Source organism: Verrucomicrobiia bacterium, from assembly GCA_035946615.1.
Taxonomy (GTDB): Bacteria; Verrucomicrobiota; Verrucomicrobiia; order Limisphaerales; family UBA8199; genus DASYZB01.
In genome coordinates, this window is sequence record DASYZB010000136.1 from 45,620 (window position 1) to 58,892 (window position 13,273).

A 13,273-nucleotide genomic window follows, 5' to 3' on the forward strand; every position below is an offset into this window, starting at 1 on the left:
CCGCGGGCCAGACGAAGTTGTTCTATGGAGAAGAGTTTATTACCGATCAAGCGCCTCCTGAAGAAAAGGGATACGGCTGAGTATTACGCGGGCCTGGGGAAATGGTCCGGAAATATCGGGGAGGCCCAGGAATTTCACAGCATCCGGGAAGTGCTGGAAGAGATGAAACGTCAAGGTCTTAACGACTGTTGCTTCATCGTATTGAAATTCGACAACGAACAATTCGACGTGCGGTTGCCGGTCTAACAGTCAAGTCCTGGTTTAAATTTGTCACTTCCGCGAAGCTGAAGTGACAAATTTAAACCAGGACTTTGACCCTTTCAAAAGGCTTGTGTTCCCTGCGGAATTCGTTCATGATTTGTATGTGACAGACGGTCGTTGACAGGTGCCGGGGTCAGGACCTATTCTGCGCCAGACATTTAATCGATAAGTTACCATGTTGCGAATCAGTCTAATCCTCGCCATTGTCTTCGGGTTGGCGGTGGGCGTGTTGAACGTTGTGATGGTGAAAGACAAAATCACTAAACTGGCTGCGGACCGGGACAACGAGAAAAACATGAAAGTGCAGGCTCAAACCGAGCTCGCCAGCACCAAAAGCCAACTCAGGAAGACCACCGATCAGCTCAAGCAGACGCAGACGGAACTGGCTTCAACCAAAGACGAATTGTCCAAGGCGAGCGCAGAGGCCGCTTCGCAGCAAAAGCGGGCTGATACCGTGACCATCGAGCGAGACAAGGCCCGCAAGGAGCGCGATGATGCCCAAGCCGAGTTGGCGGCCTACAAACTCACCGATCTCAAGCCGGAACAGATTCTCGCCATCAAGAAGCAATACAACGACCTGGTCAAACAAGTCGAAGGTTTGATGGGCGAGAACAAAGCTCTGGGCCGCCGGATTGTCGCGCTTACCAACGAACTGGCCATCTATAGAACGCCCGAATATGTTGTCCCATTGCCGCCGGGACTTCATGGGAAAGTTGTGGCCTCCGATCCCAAGTGGAATTTTGTCATCCTGAACGTTGGGGAAGAGCAAGGCGTTCTCGAACAAGGCGAGTTGCTGGTTAATCGCAACGGCAAGCTCGTGGCGAAGGTCAAAGTGCGTAGCGTCCAAAAAGACCGCAGCGTCGCCAATGTCGAGCCGGGCTGGCAGATCGGAGAAGTGCTCGAAGGCGACCAGGTCATCCCCGCAAACCCCAAGTCGTCATGAAAACGTTCTTCTTTAAGCCGCGTTGGGCGATGTTCCTTCTTTTGGTCCTGGCGGCTCTTGGCCTTTCCGCGTGCGCGAGTACTGAAGATACCGATAACGCCTCCGAGCGCCCTTGGAATGCCCCGATGGGCTGGGAGAATGGGCTGCCCAACGACATGATGCAGGGCCATTAGGCTGCCCCGGGCGCTTCGATTGATTCTTACGGCGTCGTTGCCCAATCGTGCGCCTCCGGCCCCTGCCCAACGACCGGGAAAGAGCTGATACGCAGGCGCGCGGCGCCCATGGGAATCAAAGTGACCGTTTCCACAGGCTGGTCTGAGCGGACCGGGCTGGGCTGCAGTTTGGCAACCAACCCGGTTTGATCCTGGACCCATGCCGGGATACGTCTGGCCTGTGCTCGAAGCTCAATTGGAGCGGTGTCGGGCGTGAAAGGTTGGGCAGCCAGCGGTCCTTTACGCCGGATTATCTTAAACGATTTTTCAGGATGCCTCTGCTTGAGGACCAGGCCGTAATTCCACGGTGTGGTTGGAAAGACTTCGAACTCAGGCCAGCGATCGGTGCCCCCATAACGCCCCCAGCGCTCGCCAATATCAAGGGCAAAGCTCAGCGGACCTAAATTCACAGAAACGGAATCATCGTTTTTGTCCCACTGCCGAACCGAGATTCTCATGGGCAATGTTAACCGGAGACGGTCGCCCTGCTGCCAGGCGCGCTCGACACGCAGATAGCCGCGCGGGGCGTTTGGCGTGTGAATGGTTCTTCCGTTAATACTCAACTCCGGATTCCGGCACCAGCCTGGCACCCGCAGGTACAGCGGGAAGGTATTGGGCTTCTCCGTGGAGATGACGAATATGACCCTTTCCGCAAACGGATAATCAGTTTCTTCAGACACGCGCACGGTCGAGCCGTCGCCTGTCTTAGCCGTCACTCGACTTTGGGAGTACAGGGACGCGCACAGACCCCGGTCCGGGGTGGCAAGCCAGAGTTCCTCGGCGTAATAAGGCCAGCCATGGGAGACATTGTGCTCACAACAGCGATAGACCTCGTAGGGGCTATAAGAGAACATCGTGCCGCTATTTTGCACGCCGGGGGCTTTGTTGTCTTTGTCGAGCTGGACCTGGTTGGCGCAGGTCAGGTAATGGAGTCCCTTCAGGTCGGGTGTCAATGCCGCCGGCAGCGAGTTGAAAGCCAGGTCCTCACAACGGTCGGCCCAGCGGGGGTCGCCCGAGATTTTGGCGAGCATCTCGAAACTGTGCATGAACTCGACGATGCCGCAGGTCTCGAACCCCTGACGCGGACCGGTAAAACCTTTGCGGCAATTCTCATCGCCGGCAAAGCCGCCGCCCGGGAACTGCCCATAAATTCCCATAACGGTCTGGTAATTGCGCTCGGCGTCCTCGATATACTTCCGGTCATGCGCCTGCAGGTAAAAAACGCCCGGCTCGCGGAATCCCTGGGCGATGTTGACGTTATGCCAATTAATGACCCCGCTATCCCAGCGAGCCATGTGGTTGTGGATTCGCTGGGCCAGGTCCAGCAACCACCCCTCGCCGGTTCGGTTGTACAGCCAGTAAATAGTTTCGATATTGTCGCCAAACCGGATTCTGGGCCAGTAACCGGCGCCGAAATCCTCACCGGGAAGAGTGTTCAGCCATTGAAAGTACCGGGTCAAAAACGGCAGCACCCGCGCGTCGCCGGTGAATTCATAGAAGGACTGGAGAACGTTGCACATCACCATATGCGGCCAGAGGTCGGGTTTGCCTTCCAGGCCGGTTTTGTTGGCGCGCGGCCCAAAGAAGCCGTCGGCTTCCTGGCTGGCCAAAACAGCATCAATCCATTTGCGGGCGTTTTGGATGATATGCTCGTCCCCGAGCACATAGCCAAGGTCGCCATATCCCTTGAGCCAATAGGGCAATTCTTCCCAGCCGAATTTTCCCTCACCATTGGGTGAGGCCCACGCGCTTTCTTTGAAATTGCACCACTTCGAGATTTCTTCCATGTGCCCGGTCATGCCGTTGGCTTCCAATTCGAGCTGGTCTCTGAGCCAGCCCCCTGGAGTAATGGCGCCAATCGGGAGCTTGATGAGAGGGCTTGAAACCAGCGGCTCACGATTCTCCATATACAATGAATGGTCTCGAACCAGGGGCGGGCAATCGACCACCTCGACACGTGTGGCATCAGACCCCGCATGGGCGCATGGCTGCAGGCATAAGGCGGGGATGGACAATAACGGGAGGATTAGGCTCCGTGTCGTATGGGAAAAAGGAGATTCATGCATAACTTATCGGTTCAAGCCCATTGGCCGCGCGTATCCATTTAAACCGGGCGCTGGCCGGCACGTCAAGCTGCGCCGAAAGGAACGGGCTTTCGAGTGTCGCCACGCGACGCCTGGAGTTTAGACATTTACCAGTCGCCTTTTGCCTTCGTTTGTCGGAAACCTTGTCGGAAACTTTGTCGAGCGGTTTGGTCAAGCCCGGGACTGAACGCTCACTCATCACGAGCTCAAAGTTTACGAGAAGGCGCTGGTCCTGGCCGGAAGCGCCCGAGAAACTTTCTGCTGGCTGTTGGGCTTTGACAAGGTTTCCGACAAAGGGAGACGAGATCGTTATGAAAATGTCCGAACTCCAGGGCGCCACTGCGCGGTGCGCCTGTTGTTCCGTTTAAACTGACTTGCCCGCCAAGGCCGATCTGCTTTAGGCTCATTGTCATGGCCCGAGTTCTCCTGGTGGATGATGAATTGACCATGGTGCAAATGGTTGCGGGGCTGTTGCGCCAGGAGGGGCATGAAGTCTTCCCCTTCACCAATGGGGATGATGCGATTGCGGCGTTGGTTGCCCACGGCCCCGAGTTGGTCATTACGGACCTGTATCTGGATAAAACGCGGGCTCATGGGCTGGAGATACTCAAGAAGGCGCGGGAAAAGGTGCCGCCTGCGGTCGTTATCGTCATTACCGGGTTTGGTTCGATCGAGACAGCCAAAGAGGCGATGAAGAACGGCGCCTTTGATTACCTCGAGAAGCCGTTCAAGGTGGACGAGTTTAAATTGTGTGTTCAACGCGCCTTATCCTACAACGCGGCGGTCTCGGAAGCAGTTTATCTTCGCAAGGAACTCAAAAAGAAATACCAATTCAGCCAAATCATCGGCAACGCGCCTAAAATGCACGAGGTGTTCCGGTTGATAGAAAGGGTGGCGGACACAGACAGCACAATTCTGATTCGCGGCGAGAGCGGCACCGGCAAGGAGTTGGTGGCCAGGGCGCTGCATTTCAACAGCCGCAGGCAGTTCGCCCCGTTCATCCCAATCAACTGCACGGCGCTGCCGGAGAACCTGCTCGAGTCGGAACTGTTCGGCCATCGCCGTGGGGCCTTCACGGGCGCCATCAACGACAAGAAAGGCCTCTTTCAGGAGGCCGATGGCGGCACCATTTTCCTGGATGAGGTCGGCTCGATGCCCGCGTTGCTTCAGACCCGGCTGCTGCGCGTGCTCCAGGAACGCGAAGTCCGCCGGGTTGGCGACAACACGCCGGTCTATGTGAACGTGCGTGTCGTTGCCGCTTCAAACGAGCCGCTCGAGAAGAAAATCAAAGAGGGCGCTTTCCGCGAGGACCTTTACTATCGGTTGAATGTGATTTCCATTCCGCTACCCGGCTTGCGCGAGCGGCGGGATGACATTCCGCTGCTCGTCGCGCATTTTCTTAAGGACAAGGCCGGCAGCCGCACCGACCGTCCATTGCAGCTTACCCGCCAGGCGATGGAGATACTCTGCGCTTATGATTGGCCGGGCAACGTGAGGGAACTGGAAAACGCCATCGAGCGCGCCGCAACGCTCTGTGAGAAGGACGTCATTCAAGCCTCCGATCTCCCTCCAAGCCTGGTGGCCGCTGTGAAGGATATACGCCCGGATTTGGAGCAGGAAAAGGCCATCGCGCTCCCGGAGGTCCCCGAATCGGCTCTCTACCCGCTGCGCGACGGCAGCACGGCCAAAGACAACTCGGACGCCGCAAGGGAAGCGCTTGAGAATTTCCTGCCGCTCAAAACTTTTATGCGCGAGCAGGAGCACATGCATCTGAACCGCGCTCTGCAACAGTGCGACGGAGACAAAGAAAAGGCGGCGCTGGTTTTGGGGATCAGCCTTGCCACCCTGTATCGCAAATTGGGTGGAGATGACAAAGAGACAGGCGACTGAGCGGAGGTTTTTCGCTGTGACAGCGGCGTCTCATGCTGTCTGCGCGCTAAAAGCGCGCTTCCCTCTCATCCCTCGTAGGAGAGGGTCGGGGAGAGGAGGCTCCACTCGCTGCACCCGACAATGAAAGTCTTAAGCTTCACCAGCGAATAGGCCCCTCTCCCTAACCCTCTCCCCGCTGACGGGGAGAGGGAACCTGGCAGCGCGCGCTATCAGTTTGCGTTGGTCGGCAGGCCATCACTCCCTCTCCTCCAAAGGGAAGAGGGGCGGCGCGCCGACGCTGCCTCCTGCCTTACGGCCTTACCCGCCTTACCGGGCGTATCCTTTTTTGCTTTCCTTGCCGCGGTTGGGTCCTATCATCCCGGTTCCAGTCAGCGCAATCCGGCGCATGAGTGACGGCTAAACCTATGCCACTGACACATACCAGAGATCTCTTCGCAAAGGCTTTGAAGGGCAAATACGCCTTGGGCGCTTTCAATGTCAATAACATGGAACTCCTTCAGGCGATTGTCGAAGCGTGCGAAGAGGAGAAGGCCCCGGTGATGCTTCAGATTTCCCGAGGGGCGCGCAGTTATGCAAATCCGGTTTACCTTAAGAAGCTGATTGAAGCCGCCGTGAGCCTCTCGACCATTCCCATCGCCGTTCACCTGGACCATGGGGATTCGTTTGAACTTTGCAAAGACTGCATCGACGAGGGGTTCACCAGCGTCATGATCGATGCCAGCCACGAGTCGTTCACCAAGAATGTCGAAATCTGCCGGCGCGTCGTCGATTACGCTCACAAACACAATTGCGTTGTTGAAGGGGAGTTGGGCCATTTGGTGGGCGCCCAGTTTGATGAAGGAGAAGAGGGCGGCAGCTATTCACAAGAAGGGCATTACACCAACCCGGAACAGGCGGTCGAGTTTGTCAGGAGCTCCGGAGTGGATTCGCTGGCCATCGCTATCGGCAATTCCCATGGCGCCTACAAATTCAAAGGCGAGCAACACCTGGACCTCGAGCGGCTCAAAGCGATTAAAAAGGCGCTTATGGATGCAGGTTTGGGAGATTACCCGCTGGTTCTGCACGGGGCATCGAGTGTCCCCAAAGACCTGGTCCAGGAAATCAACCAGTATGGAGGGAAGCTTGGCACCGACACGGCGGGTGTGCCGGAGCCGGACATCGAAGTGGCCCGGCGAGTGGGCTGCACCAAGGTCAATATCGACACCGATCTGCGCTTGGCAATGACCGCCGGCATTCGCAAGGCCTTTGCCGAGAATCCAAAAGAATTCGACCCGCGCAAGTATCTCGGCCCCGCCCGCGCGCGTGTCAAGGAATTGGTCCGGCACAAAGTCAATCACGTCCTGTGTTGCGCCGGACATGCCTTTGATTAACGCTCAGGCACTGCGAGCGGGAGCGATCCTCCCAGGCGCGCCACAGAATCCAGCAACAACTGGCCGCGATTCCTGTCCAGGCAATAGTTCTCAGGATTGCCGCGATCCGCTGGTCAGACTCCAGCAGACCCCATCGCGGAAGGATCGTGTGCCAATCATGGTCGCCGCCGCCCACCAGCGGCAGTTCCATCCGCCGCGCGTCGGCAACATACCGCGCTATGTTCAGCCAATTCTCGCAAAACCAAATCGCGCACGTCGCCACGCCTATCGGTTGGCCTCTGCGCCAAAACGCGACCTCCAAAACCGCCGGAAAGAACAATTGGCCCATCGTTCCGCCATACGGCTCCAGACGGCTGCTGAACAGGCCAACGACCGGGTGCCCCGCCTCGTGGAAAACCAGGTTCGCGTGGTCCACGAGAAATACAAATCCGGGTTCTGAGCGAAACAACACCAACAAAAAAACTCCTAAGCCAGCGCCAAAAGCCACCAGCTTTCCGGTCGTGAGCGGTTCCCAATTCTTCGTCCTGAACATAATGAGAATGGATGTTTCGCTCGAATCATAGCCTCTTTGGAAGTTGCATCCAGTCTTAAGGGCCTGCGCATCCCATGCCAAGCTGCTTGCTCAATACGCAAGATTCGCATCCAACGTAAACCAGTATTGATGGATCAAACCGGCCAGCTCCACCAATGCGTTGAAATCCACCGGCTTGACCAGGTAAGAGTTGGCTCCCAGCTCGTAAGCGCGCTTGACGTCCTCCTCATGATTTGAAGAAGTCAAAACCACGACCGGCAGGCACCGGAACTGGGCCTGCTGACGCATCCAGGAGAGCAGCTCAAAACCGCTCACACGAGGCATTTTCAAATCCAGCAGGATCAGCCGTGGAAACGGATGGGCTGAGCGGTCGGAAAAGGCGCTCTGGCCGCTTAAATACGCGATGGCCTCGTCGCCATCGGCCACAACATGCACGTTGAAATCGACACGGGCCTTCTGGCAGGCATGCTGAAATAAAACCACGTCGTTTGAATCATCATCGACGTGCAGAATTGTTGCGCGGCTCATGCCCAGTTATTCTTAGACGGCCTTTCAAGAGCATCGTTCAAATCTGTGGAAAAATGCGCTTTCGTTGGGCTTTGGCGGGCTTAGCTATTATTTTTTCTTCACTGGGGCAAAGGAAATGCGGGGGACAAGGGGCCAATGAGCTTGGATTTTTACCAACAGCCAGAAATACCGCAAGCGCCAACGCAACGCCCAACCGCCTTCAACTTCGCCCGCCAACACAGCGATTACAGCCGACGGCACGTCGTAGTGGTCTCGTGGTTGGAGCAATAACTCCATAAACGGCGTCGTATAGTAATTCTCCACGACGCGCCAATAGAACCTCAGGCCACGACGGACGCGTTTCTCATAAACCGCAAATCGATGCTCGCCGGACTCGCCGCGATTGAGCGCTTCGGTCACTGTCTCGGCGGCCAGCTTTCCCGACCACATGGCCAGAAAAACACCTGCCGAAAAAATCGGGTCCATGAACCCTGCGGCGTCGCCCACGCGGAGCAGCCGCTTTCCAACAAGGCGGCGATTGTGATAGCTGAAGTCCGAAGTGGTCTGCATCGTGTTCAGGAGCCGCGCCTGGGCCATTCGTTTTTTGACAGCCGCGCTGGCGTCCACCCAATACTGGAAGATTTGTTCAGGAGTGCCGTTGAAACCGGTGAATTCATCCTTGTCGAGGACCAGGCCAACGCTCGTTTTCTGCGCCGAGAGTGGAATGATCCAAAACCATTTGTTTTCCAGGCGCACGATAATAGTTTCGGTGCGCTCCTCCATGGGGGGCAAACCAACGTTGGCGAACTGACCGAAGACGGCGACCTTCTTGTGCCGTGGATGGATGACGCGCAGCGCCTCTTGATTGCCGGTAAGATTGCCACGCCCGCTGGCATCAATCAGGAACGCAGCGCGGAAACTGTGGCTTCGATTGTCTGGCGAGCGGGCCTCGACGCTAACACCGTCGGCATCTGATAAAAATTTGTGGACTGTCCAACCTTCACGCACGTCAGCGCCGCGGGCGCGGGCGTGTTTGAGCAGAACATGATCGAACCGCGAGCGTTCCACGTGGATTGCCTCCGGCTCGCGATTGAACCGACCTTCACCGAAAACGATACTGGTGCCGATGGAATCGTTGGCGAGTTCAAAACGGGCGGCGAGTTTTCGCAGAAAGCCAGCCTCCTGCAACTTTGGCAGCACGCCCATTGCCCGAAAGATGGTGTGGTTGCAGGGCAGGAGCGACTCGCCAATGTGGAAGCGCGGGAAAACTTCTTTTTCCAGAGTGAGAACACGCTTGCCCGCGAGCGCCAGGAAGGTGGAGACGCTGCTGCCACCCGGCCCACAACCAATCACAATGGCATCGTGCTGGCAATCGTTCATGGGAATACAATAAACCCCGTTATTCCGCGTAATCAAGCCGGCCTTCCTCGGACGTGTGGCAAACCCCGGGCAGCCCGAGCCCAAACATGCTCGGACGCATCACTGCGAATTCAAATAATTGAATTGAATTTCCTTTTTGGCGCGCGAATTGTTTTGTACGCGGCGCGGGTGATGACTCCACTGAGGGCGACAAACGCGATTGTGTCGGTGGGGGATTCCAGTGTCATCTTTTCGACGGCAAAAGGGTTGCGCAGGATGTACTGGGCTGTACTGGGCGAGTTCTTCCAGCTTTGACTTGGCCTCTGGCTGGAACTATAGGTCTTCATGCTAAAAGGCCGACCTGGAAAGACCAGTGATCTGCGAGTGCCGAAGTCTCAAATAAAAGGATGACAGAATTGTCATTTGTCATTTATGGTCAGGTACTTTTGAATTGAGCGAAGAACGGGCCTTGAACGATAGGCCATAGGAACATGGAACTTATGAAAACGCATCCTGTCCGATTTGCCCTCTTGGTTGGCGTTGTTTTCAGTGTTGCATCCGCTTTCGCTGCGGAGGGCCCTTACCATTTTCTGAAGGAGATCGTCGTCGGCGGGGACGGAGGATGGGACTATTTGTCCGTCGATTCAGCCGGTCGCCGCCTCTATGCGAGCCATAGCACAAAAGTGGTGGTCATTGATTTGGACAGCAACAAGGTGGTGGGCGAGATCGATGATACCCCCGGGGTGCACGGCTTGGCAGTGGCCCCCGACCTGGGGCTGGGATTCGTCAGCGATGGGCGTGAGAACAAAGCGAGCATCGTTGATTTAAAAACACTGAAGACTTTAGCCAAGGTGGATACCGGCCCAAACCCGGATGGGCTGGTCTATGATCCAAGGCAGCAGGCGGCTTGGTTTTTCAATGGACGCGGTCAGTCGGCGACGGTGATCAACGCCAAAACGCGCCAGGTGGTGGCCACGGTGCCGCTGGGTGGCAAACCGGAATTCCCGACGGTGGACCCTGAGGCTGGCCGGGTATTTGATAATCTTGAAGACAAGAGCGAGGTGGCGGCCATTGATACCAAAACGCATGAAGTGGTGAACCGTTGGCCAACCGCTCCGGGCGAGGAACCCTCCGGGATGGCAATCGATACGAAGCACCACCGGTTGTTCCTGGGGTGTGCCAATGAATTGATGGTCATGATGGATTACACGGATGGCAAGGTCGTTGCCACCGTGCCGATCGGACGGCGGGTGGATGCCAACGCCTTTGATGCGGGAACCCAGTTGGCGTTCGCCTCGTGCGGGGATGGAACCACCACCATCGCGCACGAGGATTCAGCGGACAAACTGACCCTGGTGCAAAGGCTGCAGACTGCGCCCGGAGCCCGGACGATGACCCTGGACCCCAAAACGCACAACATCTATCTGGCTGCCGCCCAGTTCGAGACCATGCCCTCACCGTTTCCTGGCGGCAGGCCACGCATGATTCGAGGAACCTTTAGAATTCTCGTATATGGGATGGAGCCGGCTGCGAAATAGACAGCTACGCTGGAACCCGGCGGTGAGTTTCCCGGGGAGCGCACCCGCCCCGCGGTCGGTGCGCTGGAATCCCTCGGAGGCGTGGCCATCCTTGTTTTGTCTAGCGGCACTCTTGTTGACGGGATGCGCCCGGTTCGAGCCGCATCCGCTATCGCCTGTCCAAACCGCTGCCGAATTCGACTCGCGCTCGCTCACAAACTCGGGTCTCGCCGCTTTTCTGTCTGCGAATCATGCGCAGGTTCCTGAGCCGGGCAATCCATGGGAACTCAACGAATTGACACTAGCCGCGTTTTATTATCAGCCATCACTGGGGGTAGCCCGAGCGCAATGGGAAGGCGCCCAGGCCGGCAAGCTCACCGCAGCGCAGCGGCCAAACCCCACGTTGGGGGTAGTGCCGGGCTATGATTCCCAAATCCCCGGCACGCCCAGCCCGTGGATCGTGACCGTCACGCTGGATGTGCCTATCGAGACTGCAGGCAAACGCGGTTACCGCATCGCCCAGGCGCGCCATCTCTCGGAGGCGGCCCGGTGGAATCTTGCCACCACCGCCTGGCAGACCCGCAGCCGAGTGAGGATGAACCTCCTCGGGCTTTATATTGCGCAAGAAACCAGGCTGCTACTGGACCGCCAGGAGAATGCGTTGAGCAATGTGGTGCGGCTTCTCGAAGGCCAGCTTGCAGTTGGCAATGTATCCGAATATGACATTACCCAGGCGCGAATCTCTTTAAACACGACCCGTCTGTCCGGCCAGGACGCCTACCGTCAATACCTCTATGCCCGCAGCCAGCTTGCGGATTCCATAGGCATTCCCTTAAGCGCCCTGGCGGATGTCGCTCTGTCCTTCAAGGGGCTGGATGTCTTTCCCACCGAGTTGACGGCCCGCTCGGTCCGCAGCGCCGCGCTGTTGAACCGGACGGACGTGCGCATGGCCCTGGCCCAATACGCGGCGAGCCAATCGGCGCTTCAGCTCGAAATTGCGAAGCAGTATCCGGATGTCAATATCGGTCCGGGTTACGCGTGGAACACGGGCAGCGCCGGGGACAACATGTGGCAAATTGGATTGAATGTCACGTTGCCCGTGCTGAACCACAACCAGGGACCCATTGCCGAGGCCAAGGCCAGGCGCTCGGAAGCCGCCGCCGTATTCCGGCAGGTCCAGGCCCAGGTCGCAGCCCAGGTGGATGGGGCGGTGGCCGCATACGATGCGGCGGTGCAGCAATCAACGACAGCGGCAGCCCTGCTGAAAGAGCTTAATGAGCGTTTGAAATCGGTCCGTACCATGGAGCAAGCGGGAGCAGTGGACGCCTTGGCGGTGGCCAATGCCGAGGTTGAATACAACACGGGCGCCCTATCGAATCTTGACGCCTTGAATAAGGCGCAACAGGCGCGCGGCCAGTTGGAGGATGCGGTGCAGAGCCCGCTGGTGCTTTCCTCCGCCGCCCTGCAGAGCACCGAGAAAAACCCAGGTCAACCGAAGTCCGCCCCTTTGAAATGAGCCGCAAACAAATCATTTCCGGAATCGCGGTGGTCGTTGCCGGAGCAGCTCTTTACGTGTTGCTCAAGGTCGTCCACTCCTCTTCGTCTGAGGAATCCGAGCCGGCGCCGCCGCCGCTAGTCACCGTTCAGACAGGGCAACTCAAGCGGACCACGTTGCATGGTTATGTCGAGGGCTTCGGGTTGGTCGCCCCCGCCCCCGCTGGCAATGGCCAGCCTGCGGCTTCAGCGCATATCGCGTCCCCTGTGGCCGGGGTGATAGCTGAGACCCACGTGGCCGAGGGCCAGCGCGTCGAAAAGGGGGCGCTCCTTTTTACCCTGGATACGCGCACCGTCCAGGTTGCCGTGGAGCGCGCACGCAAGGCCGTTGATTTTGCCAGCCAGGCCGCGGAGCGGCAGAAAACCCTGTTTGACTCTCATAATACCTCTGCAAAAAGCTTGCAGGATGCTGAAGCGCTGTTGGCTGCAGCCAAAGCCGATTTGGCAGCCGCAGAGACTCAACTGGCTTTGCTCCACATCCAGGCGCCGCTGGCCGGCACGGTCACGCATGTGTACGTGCGGCCAGGCGAGGCCGTGGACCTCAATATGGCTGTGGCCGACCTGGTGGACCTGAGCCGCTTAGTCATTGCATCCAGCATTCCCGTCTATGAAGCCAGCGAGTTAAAAACAGGACAGACGGTGGATTTACTCACTCAACCGCCTTTGAAGGCCTCGGTTTCCTATGTCAGCCCGGCGGTGGATGCCACCAACGCGACGGTGATGGTGCGGATTGCTTTGCCCGAAACGGGCCAGATGCGCTCTGGAGAATTCGTCCGGTTCCGCGTCCTAACGGCGGAGCACGTGGATTGCCTGGCAGCACCCGCCGAGAGTGTGGTAAGCGGAACCAATGGCCAAAGTGTTATTGCCCTGGTAAGCGATAGTGAGGCGACGCAGGCCCCGGTCAAGACCGGTTTGCGCGAAGACGGTTGGGTGGAGGTGCAAGCCCCTGGCCTTCAGCCGGGCCAAACGGTGGTGACCGTCGGGGCCTACGGGCTGCCGGCCAAGGCAAAGATTCGGGTGGCGAATCCTTGAGAGAGTTTTGAA

Annotated in this window: 13 protein-coding genes; 8 read left to right on the forward strand and 5 right to left on the reverse strand. The window is 57.7% G+C overall.

Features of this window, described 5'->3' with window-relative positions; all coding sequences use genetic code 11:
• Positions 1-24: 24 nt before the first annotated feature.
• The 3 genes from VG146_19825 to VG146_19835 all read left to right on the forward strand — a co-directional run bounded on the left by VG146_19825 (position 25) and on the right by VG146_19835 (position 1,377).
• Positions 25-246, forward strand: coding sequence for a hypothetical protein (locus tag VG146_19825; protein HEV2394607.1), 222 nt, complete (start codon positions 25-27; stop codon positions 244-246).
• A 190-nt stretch (positions 247-436) separates the two neighbouring features.
• Entirely contained in the window at positions 437-1,204 is a 768-nt protein-coding gene (locus tag VG146_19830) for a hypothetical protein (GenBank protein HEV2394608.1), read from the forward strand.
• Complete coding sequence (locus tag VG146_19835; protein ID HEV2394609.1) at positions 1,201-1,377, forward strand: hypothetical protein; 177 nt, start codon at positions 1,201-1,203, stop codon at positions 1,375-1,377. Before VG146_19830 ends, VG146_19835 begins: the two co-directional genes overlap by 4 nt.
• Before the next feature lie 26 nt (positions 1,378-1,403).
• Here the strand turns inward: VG146_19835 and VG146_19840 are convergent, their stop codons facing one another.
• A complete protein-coding gene (locus tag VG146_19840) occupies positions 1,404-3,482 on the reverse strand; it encodes a beta-L-arabinofuranosidase domain-containing protein (GenBank protein ID HEV2394610.1) in 2,079 nt (692 codons plus the stop codon).
• Positions 3,483-3,911: 429 nt separating this feature from the next.
• Between VG146_19840 and VG146_19845 the strand changes: the two genes are divergently transcribed.
• Complete coding sequence (locus VG146_19845) at positions 3,912-5,390, forward strand: sigma-54 dependent transcriptional regulator (GenBank protein ID HEV2394611.1); 1,479 nt, start codon at positions 3,912-3,914, stop codon at positions 5,388-5,390.
• A 404-nt stretch (positions 5,391-5,794) separates the two neighbouring features.
• Positions 5,795-6,760 (forward strand): ketose-bisphosphate aldolase, encoded by a 966-nt coding sequence (locus VG146_19850; GenBank protein ID HEV2394612.1) that lies wholly within the window; start codon positions 5,795-5,797, stop codon positions 6,758-6,760.
• On the opposite strand, the gene VG146_19855 is transcribed toward VG146_19850, so the two are convergent.
• The 4 genes from VG146_19855 to VG146_19870 all read right to left on the reverse strand — a co-directional run bounded on the left by VG146_19855 (position 6,720) and on the right by VG146_19870 (position 9,505).
• A complete protein-coding gene (locus VG146_19855; GenBank protein ID HEV2394613.1) occupies positions 6,720-7,292 on the reverse strand; it encodes a hypothetical protein in 573 nt (190 codons plus the stop codon). The genes VG146_19850 and VG146_19855 overlap by 41 nt on opposite strands.
• A 90-nt stretch (positions 7,293-7,382) precedes the next feature.
• Positions 7,383-7,820 carry a response regulator gene (locus tag VG146_19860; protein ID HEV2394614.1) on the reverse strand — a complete coding sequence of 146 codons (438 nt, stop codon included), beginning with the start codon at positions 7,818-7,820 and terminating at the stop codon, positions 7,383-7,385.
• Between the two features lie 87 nt (positions 7,821-7,907).
• Positions 7,908-9,179, reverse strand: a complete 1,272-nt coding sequence (locus tag VG146_19865) for an NAD(P)/FAD-dependent oxidoreductase (protein ID HEV2394615.1) — start codon at positions 9,177-9,179, stop codon at positions 7,908-7,910.
• A gap of 110 nt (positions 9,180-9,289) precedes the next feature.
• On the reverse strand, positions 9,290-9,505 hold the full coding sequence (locus tag VG146_19870) for a hypothetical protein (GenBank protein HEV2394616.1): 216 nt from the start codon (positions 9,503-9,505) through the stop codon (positions 9,290-9,292).
• Between the two features lie 153 nt (positions 9,506-9,658).
• Here VG146_19870 and VG146_19875 point away from each other — a divergent pair, with 153 nt between their 5' ends.
• The 3 genes from VG146_19875 to VG146_19885 all read left to right on the forward strand — a co-directional run bounded on the left by VG146_19875 (position 9,659) and on the right by VG146_19885 (position 13,261).
• A complete protein-coding gene (locus tag VG146_19875; protein HEV2394617.1) occupies positions 9,659-10,696 on the forward strand; it encodes a YncE family protein in 1,038 nt (345 codons plus the stop codon).
• A 115-nt stretch (positions 10,697-10,811) separates the two neighbouring features.
• Positions 10,812-12,191, forward strand: coding sequence for a TolC family protein (locus VG146_19880; GenBank protein ID HEV2394618.1), 1,380 nt, complete (start codon positions 10,812-10,814; stop codon positions 12,189-12,191).
• On the forward strand, positions 12,188-13,261 hold the full coding sequence (locus VG146_19885) for an efflux RND transporter periplasmic adaptor subunit (protein ID HEV2394619.1): 1,074 nt from the start codon (positions 12,188-12,190) through the stop codon (positions 13,259-13,261). The genes VG146_19880 and VG146_19885 overlap by 4 nt, the downstream gene beginning before the upstream one ends.
• Positions 13,262-13,273: the final 12 nt, after the last annotated feature.

Bases quoted from the DNA above. Each gene is read 5' to 3' on its own strand.
- VG146_19825 (HEV2394607.1), top strand. From the start codon at position 25: ATGGAGAAGAGTTTATTACCGATCAAGCGCCTCCTGAAGAAAAGGGAT.
- VG146_19830 (HEV2394608.1), top strand. From the start codon at position 437: ATGTTGCGAATCAGTCTAATCCTCGCCATTGTCTTCGGGTTGGCGGTG.
- VG146_19835 (HEV2394609.1), top strand. From the start codon at position 1,201: ATGAAAACGTTCTTCTTTAAGCCGCGTTGGGCGATGTTCCTTCTTTTG.
- VG146_19840 (HEV2394610.1), bottom strand. From the start codon at position 3,482: ATGCATGAATCTCCTTTTTCCCATACGACACGGAGCCTAATCCTCCCG.
- VG146_19845 (HEV2394611.1), top strand. From the start codon at position 3,912: ATGGCCCGAGTTCTCCTGGTGGATGATGAATTGACCATGGTGCAAATG.
- VG146_19850 (HEV2394612.1), top strand. From the start codon at position 5,795: ATGCCACTGACACATACCAGAGATCTCTTCGCAAAGGCTTTGAAGGGC.
- VG146_19855 (HEV2394613.1), bottom strand. From the start codon at position 7,292: ATGTTCAGGACGAAGAATTGGGAACCGCTCACGACCGGAAAGCTGGTG.
- VG146_19860 (HEV2394614.1), bottom strand. From the start codon at position 7,820: ATGAGCCGCGCAACAATTCTGCACGTCGATGATGATTCAAACGACGTG.
- VG146_19865 (HEV2394615.1), bottom strand. From the start codon at position 9,179: ATGAACGATTGCCAGCACGATGCCATTGTGATTGGTTGTGGGCCGGGT.
- VG146_19870 (HEV2394616.1), bottom strand. From the start codon at position 9,505: ATGAAGACCTATAGTTCCAGCCAGAGGCCAAGTCAAAGCTGGAAGAAC.
- VG146_19875 (HEV2394617.1), top strand. From the start codon at position 9,659: ATGAAAACGCATCCTGTCCGATTTGCCCTCTTGGTTGGCGTTGTTTTC.
- VG146_19885 (HEV2394619.1), top strand. From the start codon at position 12,188: ATGAGCCGCAAACAAATCATTTCCGGAATCGCGGTGGTCGTTGCCGGA.